Annotated in this window: 16 protein-coding genes; 15 read left to right on the top strand and 1 reads right to left on the bottom strand. The window is 59.5% G+C overall.

Going from position 1 to position 14969, the window contains the following annotated elements:
- Nucleotides 1-109 precede the first annotated feature (109 nt).
- From V8G57_RS15070 to coq7, 15 genes are all read left to right on the top strand, one after another.
- Nucleotides 110-1396 carry a Glu/Leu/Phe/Val family dehydrogenase gene (locus tag V8G57_RS15070; RefSeq protein WP_092397133.1) on the top strand — a complete coding sequence of 429 codons (1287 nt, stop codon included), beginning with the start codon at nucleotides 110-112 and terminating at the stop codon, nucleotides 1394-1396.
- A 280-nt stretch (nucleotides 1397-1676) separates the two neighbouring features.
- Nucleotides 1677-2555 carry an amino acid ABC transporter substrate-binding protein gene (locus V8G57_RS15065; protein ID WP_092397189.1) on the top strand — a complete coding sequence of 293 codons (879 nt, stop codon included), beginning with the start codon at nucleotides 1677-1679 and terminating at the stop codon, nucleotides 2553-2555.
- Between the two features lie 156 nt (nucleotides 2556-2711).
- The gene (locus V8G57_RS15060) at nucleotides 2712-3665 is read left to right on the top strand and encodes an amino acid ABC transporter substrate-binding protein (RefSeq protein ID WP_092397131.1); all 954 of its coding nucleotides are present in this window, start codon (nucleotides 2712-2714) and stop codon (nucleotides 3663-3665) included.
- Between the two features lie 134 nt (nucleotides 3666-3799).
- A complete protein-coding gene (locus V8G57_RS15055) occupies nucleotides 3800-4552 on the top strand; it encodes an amino acid ABC transporter permease (protein WP_092397129.1) in 753 nt (250 codons plus the stop codon).
- Between the two features lie 2 nt (nucleotides 4553-4554).
- Nucleotides 4555-5250, top strand: a complete 696-nt coding sequence (locus V8G57_RS15050; protein WP_092397127.1) for an amino acid ABC transporter permease — start codon at nucleotides 4555-4557, stop codon at nucleotides 5248-5250.
- An 83-nt stretch (nucleotides 5251-5333) separates the two neighbouring features.
- On the top strand, nucleotides 5334-6059 hold the full coding sequence (locus V8G57_RS15045; protein WP_092397125.1) for an amino acid ABC transporter ATP-binding protein: 726 nt from the start codon (nucleotides 5334-5336) through the stop codon (nucleotides 6057-6059).
- A gap of 161 nt (nucleotides 6060-6220) precedes the next feature.
- On the top strand, nucleotides 6221-6970 hold the full coding sequence (locus V8G57_RS15040; protein WP_342830046.1) for an AAA family ATPase: 750 nt from the start codon (nucleotides 6221-6223) through the stop codon (nucleotides 6968-6970).
- A gap of 4 nt (nucleotides 6971-6974) precedes the next feature.
- Nucleotides 6975-8009 carry a dihydroorotase gene (gene pyrC, locus V8G57_RS15035; RefSeq protein ID WP_342830066.1) on the top strand — a complete coding sequence of 345 codons (1035 nt, stop codon included), beginning with the start codon at nucleotides 6975-6977 and terminating at the stop codon, nucleotides 8007-8009.
- Between the two features lie 142 nt (nucleotides 8010-8151).
- Nucleotides 8152-8772 (top strand): ANTAR domain-containing response regulator, encoded by a 621-nt coding sequence (locus V8G57_RS15030; RefSeq protein ID WP_092397121.1) that lies wholly within the window; start codon nucleotides 8152-8154, stop codon nucleotides 8770-8772.
- 389 nt (nucleotides 8773-9161) lie between these two features.
- Nucleotides 9162-10334, top strand: a complete 1173-nt coding sequence (locus V8G57_RS15025) for a CmpA/NrtA family ABC transporter substrate-binding protein (RefSeq protein WP_342830065.1) — start codon at nucleotides 9162-9164, stop codon at nucleotides 10332-10334.
- A 161-nt stretch (nucleotides 10335-10495) separates the two neighbouring features.
- Nucleotides 10496-11290: a nitrate ABC transporter permease gene (ntrB, locus tag V8G57_RS15020; RefSeq protein ID WP_425458283.1), complete on the top strand. Its 795-nt coding sequence runs from the start codon at nucleotides 10496-10498 to the stop codon at nucleotides 11288-11290.
- A gap of 17 nt (nucleotides 11291-11307) precedes the next feature.
- Nucleotides 11308-12120 (top strand): ABC transporter ATP-binding protein, encoded by an 813-nt coding sequence (locus V8G57_RS15015; RefSeq protein ID WP_144739457.1) that lies wholly within the window; start codon nucleotides 11308-11310, stop codon nucleotides 12118-12120.
- 19 nt (nucleotides 12121-12139) lie between these two features.
- Nucleotides 12140-12910 (top strand): uroporphyrinogen-III C-methyltransferase, encoded by a 771-nt coding sequence (gene cobA / locus V8G57_RS15010; protein WP_092397115.1) that lies wholly within the window; start codon nucleotides 12140-12142, stop codon nucleotides 12908-12910.
- Between the two features lie 32 nt (nucleotides 12911-12942).
- A complete protein-coding gene (locus V8G57_RS15005; protein ID WP_342830044.1) occupies nucleotides 12943-13752 on the top strand; it encodes a DUF3025 domain-containing protein in 810 nt (269 codons plus the stop codon).
- Between the two features lie 49 nt (nucleotides 13753-13801).
- Nucleotides 13802-14428: a 2-polyprenyl-3-methyl-6-methoxy-1,4-benzoquinone monooxygenase gene (coq7, locus tag V8G57_RS15000; protein ID WP_342830043.1), complete on the top strand. Its 627-nt coding sequence runs from the start codon at nucleotides 13802-13804 to the stop codon at nucleotides 14426-14428.
- Nucleotides 14429-14430: 2 nt separating this feature from the next.
- On the opposite strand, the gene V8G57_RS14995 is transcribed toward coq7, so the two are convergent.
- A complete protein-coding gene (locus tag V8G57_RS14995) occupies nucleotides 14431-14877 on the bottom strand; it encodes an OsmC family protein (RefSeq protein WP_092397109.1) in 447 nt (148 codons plus the stop codon).
- Between the last annotated feature and the right edge of the window lie 92 nt (nucleotides 14878-14969).

Below are 14969 nucleotides of genomic sequence, written 5' to 3'. Positions count from 1 at the left end.
ATGCCGTTGTCCTACGATTCGCCACTAGATCGATTTCGCCCCCGCTGTCAGTACCCCTGTCGTCCTAATCCAGGGGGCCGGTCTGCAACTTCCAGGAGCGCGCAAAAATATGACTATCAAGCACGAAGTTCCATCCTATCTCACGCAACATGGCATCGGCCCATGGGGCGACTATCTCGAACAAATCGATCGCGTAACACCTTACCTCGGCAATCTGGCCCGCTGGGTCGAAACCATGAAGCGTCCGAAGCGGATGCTGATCGTCGACGTCCCTATCGAACGCGATGACGGCACCATTGCCCACTTCGAGGGCTATCGCGTGCAGCACAACACCTCGCGCGGCCCAGGCAAGGGCGGCGTGCGTTTCCACCAGGACGTGACCCTGTCCGAAGTGATGGCCCTGTCGGCCTGGATGACGGTCAAGAATGCTGCTGTCAACGTGCCGTACGGCGGCGCCAAGGGCGGTATCCGGGTTGACCCGAAGACCTTGTCGCAAGGCGAACTGCAACGCATGACGCGCCGCTATACCAGCGAGATCGGCATCATCATCGGCCCTAACAAGGACATCCCGGCGCCGGACGTCAACACCAACGAACAAATCATGGCCTGGATGATGGATACCTATTCCATGAACCAGGGCAGCACTGCATCGGGCGTCGTCACCGGCAAGCCGATTTCACTGGGCGGCAGCCTGGGACGGCGCGAAGCCACCGGCCGCGGCGTGTTCGTGGTGGGTTGCGAAGCAGCGGTCAAGCGCGGCCTGGATATCCACGGCGCCAAGGTTGCGGTGCAGGGTTTCGGTAACGTCGGCGGCATCGCCGCGCGCCTGTTCTCGGAAGCCGGCGCAAAAGTAGTGGCGGTGCAAGACCATATCTCGACCGTGGTGCGATCCAGCGGCCTCGACGTCGCGGCGCTGCAAGCCCACGTCAATGAAACCGGCAGCGTTGCCGGTTTCAAGGGCGGCGAAGAAATCAGCGACCGTGCGCAGTTTTGGGCTGTCGATTGCGATATTTTGGTGCCTGCTGCTTTGGAGCAACAAATCACCGTGGAGAATGCGCCGACCATCCGCGCCAAGATCATCCTGGAAGGCGCCAACGGCCCGACCAGCCCGGCTGCGGACGACATCCTGCATGAAAAGGGCGTGCTGGTAGTGCCTGACGTGATCGCCAATGCCGGCGGCGTGACGGTAAGTTATTTCGAGTGGGTGCAGGATTTCTCCAGCTTCTTCTGGACTGAAGATGAAATCAACCTGCGCCTGACCCGCATCATGCGCGAAGCGTTTACCGCGGTCTGGCAACTGGCTGAAGAGAAGAAAGTATCGTTGCGCACCGCTGCATTTATCGTTGCCTGTACCCGTGTGTTGCAAGCGCGTGAAATGCGTGGTTTGTATCCTTGATTGATGTTGCGTTATAGTCGGGATGTTTTGCGCGCGCTCAAGCTGCTGGCCGGCTGAGCGCGTGTCATCTGGCCCTGGGCGTATCCGGGGACTTGTCTGCAAAAGAGCGACGCTATAGCAGTCGCCGCCGACAAGCAAACAGCTGGCTTGAATATTGCATTAAGCATATTCATTGCATAAAAACATTATCGACAGCGCACATCAAGGGGAGAGCAGCGTGGGAATCAAGGACGGTAAGGGCGGCCAGGGCAGCAACGCGGCCGCGCGGTGCAATGCAGGTCTGGGAGTTGTGTTAGCGGTAACGTTGAGTATCGCAGCGGCAGCCGCGCATGCGGAAGACGTGCTGGCGAAAATCCGCGACAGCAAGACCATCACGATCGGATACCGGGAAGCGTCGTTCCCGTTCTCTTTTGTGGATCAGGATAAAAAGCCGGTTGGCTATGCGATCGACCTGTGCCTCAAGATAGCCGACGCGGTGAAGCAGCAATTGAAACTGCAGCAATTGAATATCGCGTATGTTCCAGTGACGTCATCTAATCGCATTGACATGATCGCAAGCGGAAAAATCGACCTGGAGTGCGGGTCAACCACCAACAATGCAGAGCGGCGCAAGCAGGTCGGCTTTACCATCGCGCATTTCATGGCGTCGTCGCGGATGCTGGTGCGGACCGAAGACAAGATCAAGAACTGGCCGGACCTGCGCGACAAGAAGGTGGTGACGACCAAGGGGACGACCAGCGTCAAATCCCTGGTCGACCGGGGCCAGGTCCGCTCCCTGAACATGACCATACTGGAAGGACGCGACCACAACGAATCGTTCAAGATGGTGGAAGACAAGGCGGCCGATGCGTTTGTGATGGATGACGTGCTGCTGTACGGATTGAAGGCTACCGCCAAGGATCCCGCAGCGTACGCGATTGTCGGCGAGCCTTTGACAACCGAACCTTACGCTATCATGCTGCCGAAAGGCGATACAAACTATAAAGCTGTGGTCGACCGTGAAATGGGCCGCATTATCCACGATGGCGAAATCAACAAGTTGTACACCAAGTGGTTCCTGAGTCCGATTCCGGCAAAAAATAATCTCGTGTTGAACATGCCCATGGGCTATCTTTTCAGGGAGTCTTTACGCTTCCCGTCGGACCAGGTTGGCAACTAAAGTAATCAGAATTGACTGTAATTTTTAATTTATGCAAAGGTGGAGACAGGCATTTTCGGAGGAGAAGTAAGAATAATAAATAAGCATGAGTTTAAGTCTGCTGCTGAGGCAGTGAGTTTGTTAAACTATACAGATAATTTTTTTACGGGAGTTGTTATGATGTCATCGAAATTAGTTGTCGCTTTGGTTGGCTTGGGAGTAATGGTTGGCTCCGTACAAGCACAAGAACTGACCGGAACACTCAAGAAAATCAAGGATACCGGCACCATCACCCTGGGCGTGCGCGATTCGTCCATTCCATTCTCTTACCTTGATGACAAACAATCGTATCAGGGTTACTCGATCGACCTGTGCCTGAAAGCTGCGACCGCCATTCAGAAACAGCTCGGCATGACTGCCTTGAACGTCAAGATGGTTCCAGTGACTTCGGCGACCCGCATTCCGCTGATCTCCAACGGCACCATCGACCTGTCCTGCGATTCCGCCACCAACAATGCAGAGCGTCAAAAGGTCGTTTCCTTTGCGCCGACCATGTACGTGACCGCGAACCGTATCCTGGCCAAGAAATCGTCCAACATCAAGACGCTGGACGACCTCAAGGGCAAGACCATCGTTTCCACTTCCGGCACGTCGAACCTGAAGCAAGTCACGATCCTCAATGGCGAGCGCAACCTCGGCATGAACATCCTGGCCGCCAAAGACCATGCTGAAGCGTTCCTGATGGTGGAAACCGGCCGCGCAACAGCGTTTGTCATGGACGACATCCTGCTGGCGTCGCTGGCGGCAAGCTCCAGAGCGCCTGCCGACTACGAAATCACCAAGGAAGCCTTGTCGGTTGAGCCGTACGGCATTATCGAACGCAAAGACGACCTGCCATTCAAGAAAGCGGTCGACACTGCGCTGAGCAATGTCTACACCTCGGGCCAGATCAACGACATCTACGCAAAATGGTTCCTGAAGGCGATTCCGCCGAAGGGCATCAACCTGAACGTGCCAGTCAGCCCAGAGCTGAAGGCTGCGTTTGCCAAGCCAACCGATTCGGGTGATCCGGCTGCCTATGCTGCCGTCCCTGAAGCGCAAAAGCAATCGCTGAAGTTGAAGAAAAAATAAGATAGGCGATAAGAACGGAACGGGAGGCGCAAGCCTCCCGTTTTGTTTCTGAAATTGAATTGCTGCGCCGCACAATAGGCGCTTGCCGATTGCTGGCGCAGCAATGGAGATTTGAGTAATAGAGGGGACTTAATATGCATTACAACTGGAACTGGGGCATCTTCTGGCAAGAGTCTCCCGACGGTGTCAGCACTTACATGGACACCTTGCTGGCCGGCCTGAAGTGGACGCTTGCGCTGTCCGCATCGGCCTGGATCATGGCGCTGATCATCGGTACGGTGATCGGTACGATCCGTACCATGCCGAACAAGTGGGCAGTACGCGTGGCCAACGGCTACGTTGAATTATTCCGCAACATCCCGCTGATCGTGCAGATGTTTCTCTGGTATTTCGTGATGCCGGAAATCGTCCCTGCGGGCGTCGGCAACTGGCTCAAGAGCCTGCCAAATGCATCATTCATCACCGCCTTCCTGGCGCTGGGTTTTTTTACGTCGTCGCGGATTGCCGTACAAGTCTCCGCTGGCATTAATGCACTGCCCCGTGGCCAAAAGCTGGCGGGTACTGCACTTGGTCTGACGTTGCCACAAACATATCGCTACGTTTTGCTGCCGATGTCGTTCCGGATCATCATCCCGTCCCTGACCAACGAATTCGCAGCAATCATCAAGAACAGCTCGGTCGCACTGACGATCGGCCTGGTGGAACTGACCGCCGCTACTTATTCGATGCGTGAATTTACCTTCCAGACTTTCGAAGCTCTCACCGGCGCTACCGTGATCTACGTGATCATCTCGGCGATTGCCTTGCTGCTGGCGCGCTGGCTTGAAAAAGCGATCGCGATTCCAGGTTTCATTGCTGCCGGCAGCGCTAACACGGGAGGTCATTAATCATGTTTTCGAATTTCGATTTTGACGTCATCCAGCGCTCCTGGCTCTACCTGTTCACCACCGGCATGAAGTTCACGCTGACGCTGACCTTGGTGGCGATGATAGGCGGCATCCTGTTCGGCACCGTGCTGGCGATGATGCGCTTGTCGCACAACAAGACGATTTCACTGATCGCCACCAGCTACGTCAACCTGATCCGCTCGGTGCCGCTGGTGCTGGTGATTTTCTGGTTCTACTTCCTGGTGCCGTACATCGGCGCCTGGATTATCGGCGCATCGCAGCCGGTGCAGGTCGGCGCATTCTCGTCGGCATTGATCACGTTCATCTTGTTTGAAGCAGCTTATTATTGCGAAATCATGCGTTCCGGGATCCAGTCGATCCCGCGCGGCCAGGTTTCTGCCGGCTATGCGCTGGGCATGAATTACTGGCAAATGATGGGCAATGTGGTGCTGCCGCAAGCGTTCCGCAACATGATCCCGATCCTGCTGACCCAGACCATCGTCTTGTTCCAGGACGTTTCGCTGGTCTATGTGCTGGGCTCGGTGCCGGACTTCGTTACTGTCGCATCCAAGATCGCGCAGCGCGACGGCCGCCTGGTGGAGATGTACATGTTTGTCGCCGTGGTGTACTTCGTGATGAGCTTCGGCTTGTCGTCGCTGGTCAAGAAGCTGCAGCAAAGGGTTGCGATTATTCGATAATTGTTCGACAAGATCCAGGCCCGGCCCAAGGAAGGGGCGGGCCTGGACTGCAAAACAGAATTCAGGAATTAGGAGAAATACTCATGATTAAGCTTAACAACGTCAGCAAATGGTACGGCCAATTTCAAGTCCTGACCGATTGCACCACGCAAGTGGCCAAGGGCGATGTGGTGGTGGTGTGCGGACCGTCGGGTTCCGGTAAATCGACGCTGATCAAGACCGTCAACGGCCTGGAGCCGTTCCAGAAGGGCGAGATCACGGTCGATGGCGTTTCGGTCGGCGACCCCAAGACCAACCTGTCGAAACTGCGCGCGCGCATCGGCATGGTGTTCCAGAACTTCGAACTGTTCCCGCACATGTCGATCCGCGAGAACCTGACCATCGGCCAGGTCAAGGTGCTGGGCCGCAGCCAGGACGAAGCCAATGAAAAAGGCTTGAAGTACCTGGACCGCGTCGGCCTGATTGCACAGAAAGACAAGTTCCCTGGCCAGCTGTCCGGCGGCCAGCAGCAGCGCGTGGCGATTGCCCGTGCGTTGTCGATGGATCCGATTGCGATGCTGTTCGACGAACCGACTTCAGCGCTCGATCCGGAAATGATCAATGAAGTGCTGGATGTGATGGTCGGCCTGGCGCAAGAAGGCATGACCATGATGGTGGTGACGCATGAAATGGGCTTCGCCAAGAAGGTCGCCAACCGCGTGGTGTTCATGGACAAGGGCCTGGTGGTGGAAGACTGCACCAAGGACGAGTTCTTTGGCGCGCCGCGTTCCGACCGCGCCCGCGATTTCCTGGCCAAGATCATTCACTGATCGCTGCGTTTTGCGCGAGGCAAGAAGCCGCTCCGGAGCATATCCGGGCGGCTTTTTTGTTGCCTGGTTGCCGGGCGCGGAAGGGCAGGCGGGGAGCATCCGGCGAGGCGCCGCCCCCCGGCCTGCGGTAAAATGACGCTCATCCGAACCCCCGCCGCACCATGCTAGCCACCAAACCTTACCTGCGCAGCCTGAAACTCAATCCCGAGCTGGCGGTCGATTATGATGTGTATCCCTTCAGCATCCCGGCCGTGCGCGAACTGGAGCAGATCGATTTTCATCCTGACGTCACGTTCCTGGTCGGCGAAAACGGCGCAGGCAAATCGACCTTGCTGGAAGCGATTGCGGTTGCCTGGGGGTTTAATGCGGAAGGCGGCACCAGGAACGCGAATTTCTCTACCGCCGAAGCGCATTCCGACCTGTATCGCTACATACGGACAGTGAAGAGCTTCAAGCGGCCCCGGGCCGGCTATTTCCTGCGCGCCGAAAGTTTCTTCAACCTCGCCACCTACGAGGAAAACATGGATGACGGACAGCATCCATCCTATGGCGACAAGGGGCTGCACCGGCAATCGCATGGGGAGTCTTTCCTGGCGCTGCTGCAAAACAAGTTCCAGCCTGACGGTTTTTACATGCTGGATGAACCGGAAGCAGCGTTATCGCCCAACCGCCAGCTGGCGGCGCTGGCGATTATCCACAAGCTGGCGCAAAATCGCAGCCAGTTCATCATCGCCACCCATTCGCCTATCCTGCTGGCTTATCCCCACGCCAGGATTTACCTGCTGGACCAGAGCGGCCTTGCCGAGACCCGCTACGAAGACACCGAACACTATACGACCACGCGCCATTTCCTGAACAATCCGGCAGCCATGCTGGAGCGACTTTTTGCAGAAGAGAATGAACATGACTGATGCCTTGACCGACACACTGACCATCACCCGTCCCGACGACTGGCATTTGCACCTGCGCGACGGCGTGGCGCTGGCCGCCGTCTTGCCGCATAGCGCGCGCCAGTTCGCCCGCGCCATCGTGATGCCTAACCTGAAGCCGCCGGTGACCACCACTGCGCAGGCGGCAGCCTACCGCGAGCGCATCCTGGCAGCCTTGCCGCAGGAGCTGGCGTTCGAGCCGCTGATGACCCTGTACCTGACCAACAATACGCCGCCTGACGAGATCCGGCGCGCCAAGGACAGCGGCTTCGTGCACGCCGTCAAGCTGTATCCGGCCGGCGCCACCACCAATTCCGATGCCGGCGTAACGGACCTGGGCAAGTGCTACAAGACACTGGAAGTCATGCAGGAGCTCGGCATGCCGTTCCTGGTGCATGGCGAAGTGACCGATCCTGCAATCGATATCTTCGACCGCGAAGCGGTTTTCATCGATCGTGTGATGCAGCCGTTGCGGCGCGACATGCCGGAACTGAAAGTGGTGTTCGAGCACATCACCACCAAGGACGCCGCCCAATACGTCGAGAGCGCAAGCGGGCCGGTGGCGGCCACCGTCACGGCGCATCACCTGCTGTATAACCGCAACGAAATCTTCAAGGGCGGCATCCGGCCGCATTATTATTGCCTGCCGGTACTGAAGCGAGAAGAGCACCGGCAAGCATTGGTGCAGGCAGTGGCGTCGGGCAGCACGCGCTTCTTCCTCGGCACCGATTCAGCCCCGCATCCGAAGGGTTTGAAAGAGCACGCCTGCGGCTGTGCCGGCTGTTATACCGCGCTGCATGCGATGGAGCTGTATGCGCAGGCATTCGACCAGGCCGGCGCGCTGGACAAGCTGGAGGCGTTCGCCAGCTTCAACGGCCCCGATTTCTACAATCTGCCGCGCAACCAGGGCACGGTCACGCTGGAGCGCCAGTCGTGGACCTTGCCGGCGGAATTGCCGCTGGGCGAGACTACCCTGGTGCCGCTGAACGGCGGCGAGACGATAGATTGGCAACTGGCGTAGGGTCATTTAACACCTCCGCTTTTTACCTTTTGCATCGACATGGTGCGATTTTTGCTTGCTTGAATGGCAGGAACGGATAAAACCGGCCTTCCATCCTGTCTAACCGTAGCTCACCGATTCGCCTTCGGATCCAGGTTCAAGCATGCAAAGTCTACGTATCGTTGTTGTCAATCCGGTCGCCATCGAGGGTGACGACGATCCCGCGTTCGAGGCGCAAGCCGCGCGCGGCAAGGCTTTGCGCATCGGCTTGCTGGAGGCCGGCTACAACATAGTCGCTTCACTTCCGGCCGACCTGTACCTGCCAGAGAGAATTGCCCAGTTGCAACCAGACATGGTCATCATCGATGCTGAATCCGATGCGCGCGACGTGCTTGAGCACGTGGTGATCGCCACACGCGATGCGCGCCGCCCGATCGTCCTGTTTACCGAGGATGCAAAAACTTCCAGCATGGATGCGGCGATGGCGGCCGGTGTCTCCGCTTATATCGTGGCCGGCCTGCAGACGGCGCGCATCAAGCCGGTGCTGGAGGTCGCTCTGGCGCGCTTCCGGCAAGAGCAGAAGCTGCTGGCGGAGCTGTCCGACACCAAGCTGAAGCTGGCCGAACGCAAGTTGCTGGACCGGGCCAAGGGTTTGCTGATGGATCACCATAAGCTGACGGAGCAGGAGGCATATCAAAAGCTGCGGCGGCTGGCGATGGACAAGAACCTCAAGCTGTCCGAAGTGGCGCAACGCATTATCGACGCTGCCGACCTGCTGGGCTGACCAGGCCGTGAACTGGACGCGCGGTTGCCGCGAGCTGGTTTGGTGCATTGCACAAGGCCGGTGCGCTTTTTGAGCGGAAAACCGGCACGGTCCTGCATTTCCCCCGGTAAAAATCCCTGGCACGTGGTTTGCATAGTCCATTTCAGGCGCCAACGCTGGCGCTGCTGGAATCGGCTAACGGCGGCCGTTTCCGCATAAGACAAAGGTGTCTTTCCGCATGGCTTGTCCAGCGCGGGATGACGCCTTTTTTGTTGCCGGAAACAATCTGGAGCCATGCGATGGAAGCAAGCAATGCACTGCAGCTAAACACCCCGGACACGCCGAACACGCTTGTCGACGGCAAGCGCCGTCAACTATTACAGACCGCGACTCTCGCGGCAGGAGCCAGCATGTTAGGACTTTCCAGCACCGGTGTTTGGGCCGCAGGCTCGGACAAGCCGGAAAAAACCGAGGTCAAGATAGGCTTCATCCCGCTGACCGATTGCGCGTCGGTGGTGATGGCGTCGCTGCTCGGCTTTGACAAAAAATACGGCATCAAGATCATCCTCAGCAAGGAAACCTCATGGGCCGGCGTGCGCGACAAGCTGGCCAACGGCGAACTCGACGCCGCGCATGTGCTGTCGGGCTTGATCTACGGCGTGCAGATGGGTATAGGCGGCCAGAAGAAAGACATGGCGATCCTGATGGGGCTCAACAATAACGGCCAGGCCATCACGCTGTCCAAGAAGCTGGCCGACAAAGGCGCTGTGGACGGGCCGTCGCTAGCCAAGCTGATGGCCAGCGACAAGCGCGAATATACATTTGCCCAGACCTTCCCGACCGGCACCCACGCCATGTGGCTGTACTACTGGCTGGCCGTCAACGGCGTCAATCCGCTCAAGGACGCCAAGGTGATTACGGTGCCGCCGCCGCAGATGGTGGCCAACATGCGGGTCGGCAACATGGACGGCTTTTGCGTCGGCGAGCCTTGGGGCCACCGGGCGATCGTCGATGGCATCGGCATTACCGCCATCACGACCCAGGAAATCTGGAAAGACCATCCGGAAAAAGTGCTGGGCACTACCGCCGAGTTTGCCGCCAAGAATCCGAACACCTGCCGCGCCTTGATCGCTGCCGTGCTGGAAGCGGGGAAATGGATCGATGCTTCGCTCGCCAACAAGAACAAGATGGCCGAAGCGATCGCCGACAAATCGTATGTCAACACCAGCAAGGACGTGATCGACCAGCGCATCATGGGCCGTTACCAGAACGGCCTGGGCAAGACCTGGGACGATCCGAACTACATGAAGTTTTACAACGACGGCCTGGTCAATTTCCCCTACCTGTCGGATGGCATGTGGTTCATGACGCAGCACCGGCGCTGGGGTTTGCTGAAAAGCGACCCGGACTACCTGGCGGTGGCCAAGTCGGTCAGCCAGATCGCGCTCTACAAGGATGCGGCGGCGATGACAAACACGCCGCTGCCGAAAGACCCGCTGCGGAGCTCGAAGCTGATGGACGGCACGGTGTGGGACGGCAGGAATCCGCAAGCCTATGCCGCATCTTTCAAGATCCGTGCATAAATAAATCCAGACGTTTATGAACCGCGATTTATTGGAGAGTCACTATGAGCGCAATCATGGACACGGCGGCAAATGCCAATCGCCAGGCGGCAGCAATGGATAGCAAGGCAACCGAGGTTGTGGCTGAAGCCGCGGTCGCCGCTCCGCGCCCGCTGCCGAAAATGAACCGCCGCAGCAGCATGCCGTCCTGGCTGATGAGCATCGTTGCGCCGTTGCTTGGCCTGGCGTTCCTGGTGCTGGTGTGGCAGATCATCGCGATGAGCAACAGCCAGTTTCCGACGCCGCTGCTGACCTTGCAGGAAGCGCTCAAGCTGTTTGCCGATCCGTTCTACCGGACCAGCCCTAACGACCAGGGCATAGGCTGGAATATCCTGGCTTCACTGCAGCGGGTCGGCGTCGGCTTCGGCCTGGCGGCGCTGGTGGGGATTCCCCTGGGCTTCATGATCGGCCGCTTCAAGTTCCTCTCCAGCATGTTCGGTCCCATCATCAGCTTGCTGAAACCGGTATCGCCGCTGGCCTGGCTGCCGATCGGCCTGCTGGTGTTCAAGTCGGCCAATCCGGCGGCGATCTGGTCCATCTTCATTTGCTCGATCTGGCCGATGATCATCAACACTGCTGTCGGCGTGCAGCGGGTGCCGCAGGATTACATGAACGTGGCGCGCGTGCTGAACCTGTCGGAATGGAAAGTCATCACCAGGATCCTGTTCCCTTCGGTATTGCCGTACATGCTGACCGGCGTGCGGCTGGCGATCGGCACTGCCTGGCTGGTGATCGTCGCCGCCGAAATGCTGACCGGCGGCGTCGGCATCGGTTTCTGGGTCTGGGATGAATGGAACAACCTCAACGTGCCGCACATCATCATCGCGATAGTAGTGATCGGCGTGGTCGGCCTGGTGCTGGAGCAATTGCTGGTGGCTCTGGCCAAGGCGTTTACCTATGAGCAAGTATCGAACTAACTGACATCGGGGAAAACATGGAACAGCGCGACGCCAAATTCATCGATATCCACCAGGCTGAAATGGTGTTCAGCACCAGCAAGGGCCAGTTCCACGCACTGCGCGACATCAACCTGACGGTGCGCAAGGGCGAGTTCGTGACCTTGATCGGCCATTCCGGCTGCGGCAAGTCGACCCTGCTGAACCTGATCGCCGGTTTGCTGCTGCCGAGCGACGGCGTGCTGATTTGCGCCGGCCGTGAAATCGGCGGACCATCGCCGGAACGGGCGGTGGTGTTCCAGAACCATTCGCTGCTGCCCTGGCTTACCTGCCACGAAAATATCTATCTCGGCGTGGAGCGCGTGTTCGCCGCCACCGAAAACAAGAGTGCCTTGAAGGAGCGCACCAAGGCCGCGCTGGCGATGGTGGGATTGACGGCGGCCGGGCAAAAACGCCCGCATGAAATTTCCGGCGGCATGAAACAGAGGGTCGGCATCGCCCGCGCTTTGGCGATGGAGCCCAAGGTGCTGCTGATGGACGAACCGTTCGGCGCGCTGGACGCCTTGACCCGCGCCCATTTGCAGGACGAGCTGCTGAAGATCGTCGCCAAGACCGGATCGACGGTGGTGATGGTGACCCACGATGTCGATGAGGCGGTGCTGCTGTCCGACCGCATCGTGATGATGACCAACGGTCCGGCCGCCACCATCGGCGATATCGTGCAGGTGAGGCTGGCGCGGCCGCGTGAACGCGTGGCGCTGGCGCAGGATCCTTTGTATGCCGAGTACCGGACCTCGGTGCTGGAATTCCTGTATCGCAAACAAGCCCATCCGGCCGCGCAGGCGGCCTGAGGGAAACCAGGAACCTATGATGAAACCGCAAGGTAAAGTGATGCTGGTCGGCGCCGGACCAGGTGATCCGGACCTGCTGACGCTGAAGGCTGCCAGGGCCATCGCGCAAGCCGATGTGCTGCTGGTGGACGACCTGGTCAATCCCGAAGTGCTGGTGCATGCGCAAGACAGCGCACGGGTGATCCATGTCGGCAAGCGCGGCGGTTGCCAGTCGACCTCGCAGGAATTCATCGAACGCCTGATGGTGCTGGAAGCGCAGGCAGGCCATTGCGTGGTGCGCCTGAAAGGCGGCGACCCCTATCTGTTCGGCCGCGGCGGCGAAGAGCGCGCGCATTTGCAGCGGCAAGGGGTGGCGGTCGAAGTGGTGCCGGGCATTACCAGCGGCATGGCGGCCGCGGCCAGCATCGGCATTGCGGCGACGCATCGCGACCATAGCCAGGGCGTGATTTTCGTGACCGGCCATGGCAAGAGCGAGAGCGCCCAGCCGAACTGGACGGCGCTGGTGGCGGCCGGCATGACGCTGGTGGTGTACATGGGAGTGGCCCGCTGCGCGCAGTTGCAGCGCAGCCTGCTGCAGGCCGGCATGGCCGCAACCATGCCGGTGGCGGTGATCCAGTCGGCGACCTTGGCTACGCAGGCGCAACTGCTGACCACTCTCGCGCAGTTGCCGCAAGCCTTGCATGACAGCGGGCTCGGCAGCCCCAGCATTATCGTTATCGGCGAAGTGGTGCGTTGCGCCGATGCTGTCGCCAATATCGGCCTGGACAATTTGCAGCGGGCAGTGGGCTGAGCCGCATGCGCGCGAGGTAAAATGCGCGGCAAATGCCTACTCCTGCCGCCCTCGTCGATTGGTCACAACCCTGGCTCAAGCCGTTTCACCTGCTTGGCCAGCGCCTGAGCGTCGCCGATGACTGGCGGCAGGCATTGAATACGGCCGCCCGAGAGCGCGACATCCGCAACTACCAGGGTTTGCCGGTCAGCTTTGTGGCACAGGCCGAGCTGCCTGCGGCGACCGCCTACGAGTCATTTATCGGCAGCAGCGGCAAAGTGCCGACCCGCGACAATCTCCACGATTTCCTGAACGCCTTGATCTGGCTGTCGTTCCCGGCCGTCAAGGCGCGCCTGAATGCGCTGCAGGCCGCCGAGCTGGCCAAGGCCGGGACCGTCTCCGGCAGCAGCAAGCCGCGCGGCGCGGCGCGCGATGCCGCCACCATCTTTGACGAAAATGCCGCCTTGCTGCTGGTGCCGGACAATGCCGCGGGGCAGTCGCTGAGCGCCGCATTGCGCCAGCACCAATGGCAGCAGGTGTTTATCGAGCAAGGCGCCATGTTTGGCGGCGCAGCCGAGGTCTGGCTGTTTGGCCACGCCTTGCTGGAAAAACTGGTGCAGCCATACAAGGCGATAACCGCGCATACCCTGGTGCTGCGCGTGCCGGAATCTTATTACGGGTTGAGCGATAACCTGCGGCGCGAATGGATCGACCGGCACGTTGCCGCCGAGCTGGCGCAGCAAGACGCGCTGATCGGCCGCCTGACGCCGCTGCCGGTGCTCGGCGTGCCGGACTGGAGCCAGGGACAGGACCAGGCTTTTTATGCCGACGCCGCGGTGTTCCGCCCCAAGCGCGGCAATTGAAGCCAGCCTGATAAAATCCACCTACCTAATTTTAAAAGTGATTCTTCGCATGCTATTCCTGGACAGAGCCATCGCCGATTTCGACAACGCCTTGCGGGTGATCACCGGACAAGCGTCGGCTTCGCGCCCGAATCCGGCGCTGCAGGCGGCCGACGGTGTGCTGGATGCGGCCGAGCAGCGCCACAGCGCCGGCCTGATGCGGGTCAATCACGTCGGCGAAGTCTGCGCGCAGGCGCTGTACGACGCCCAGGGCCGCTTCGCCCAAGGCGATCCGATCAAGCAGCAATTTGCCGCGGCGGGCAGGGAAGAGGAAGACCACCTGGCCTGGACTGCGGAACGCCTGCGCGAGCTGGGTTCGCACGTCAGTTTGCTCAATCCGCTGTGGTATGCCGGATCCTATGCGCTAGGAACGCTGGCGGCGCGCCTGGGCGATGCCCGGAGCCTGGGTTTTGTGTCGGAAACCGAGCGCCAGGTTGAGGCGCATCTCAGCAGCCACCTGGAACAGCTGCCGCTGCAGGACGCCAAGTCGCGCGCTATCGTCGAACAGATGCGCGACGATGAAATCGCCCATGGCGAGGCGGCGCGGTCGCTGGGCGCAGCCGAAATGCCGCGCCCGGTGCAAAAGGTGATGCAGGCGATGTCGAAAGTGATGACGACGGTCGCTTACCACATTTGAGGCTAGGCTTCGGCGGCCGCTTCGGCCAGGTCGTCGACGATCTCGAAGGAATGGGTGATCGCGGCGGTTTTTTCCAGCATGATCGAGGCTGAGCAGTATTTTTCGTGCGACAGCTTGATTGCGCGCTCGACCAGGTTGGGTTTCAGGTTGCGGCCGCGTACGGTGAAATGGAAGTGGATCTTGGTGAATACCTTGGGTTCCGTTTCCGCCCGTTCCGATTTCAGCGTGACGTCGCAGCCGCGGATATCCTGGCGGCTTTTGCGCAGGATCAGCACGACGTCGTAAGCGGTGCAGCCGCCGGTGCCGGCCAGCACCACTTCCATCGGGCGCGGCGCCAGGTTGCGGCCGCCGCCGTCAGGGGCGCCGTCCATCGCCAATACATGGCCGGAGCCGGTTTCTGCCAAAAATGTCATGCCGGACGAACCGGTCCAGCGAACTGTGCATTCCATATGATCTCGTGGGAAGTGGTTGTGTCGCAATATTCTAACTGCTCTTGACGGATGTAGCCTGGACGGGAGCGGGTTGGCAAAAAGAAAACGGG

The sequence above is a fragment of the Collimonas rhizosphaerae genome, assembly GCF_038896935.1.
GTDB lineage: Bacteria > Pseudomonadota > Gammaproteobacteria > Burkholderiales > Burkholderiaceae_D > Collimonas > Collimonas rhizosphaerae.
This window is presented reverse-complemented; position numbering and strand designations above follow the sequence as displayed.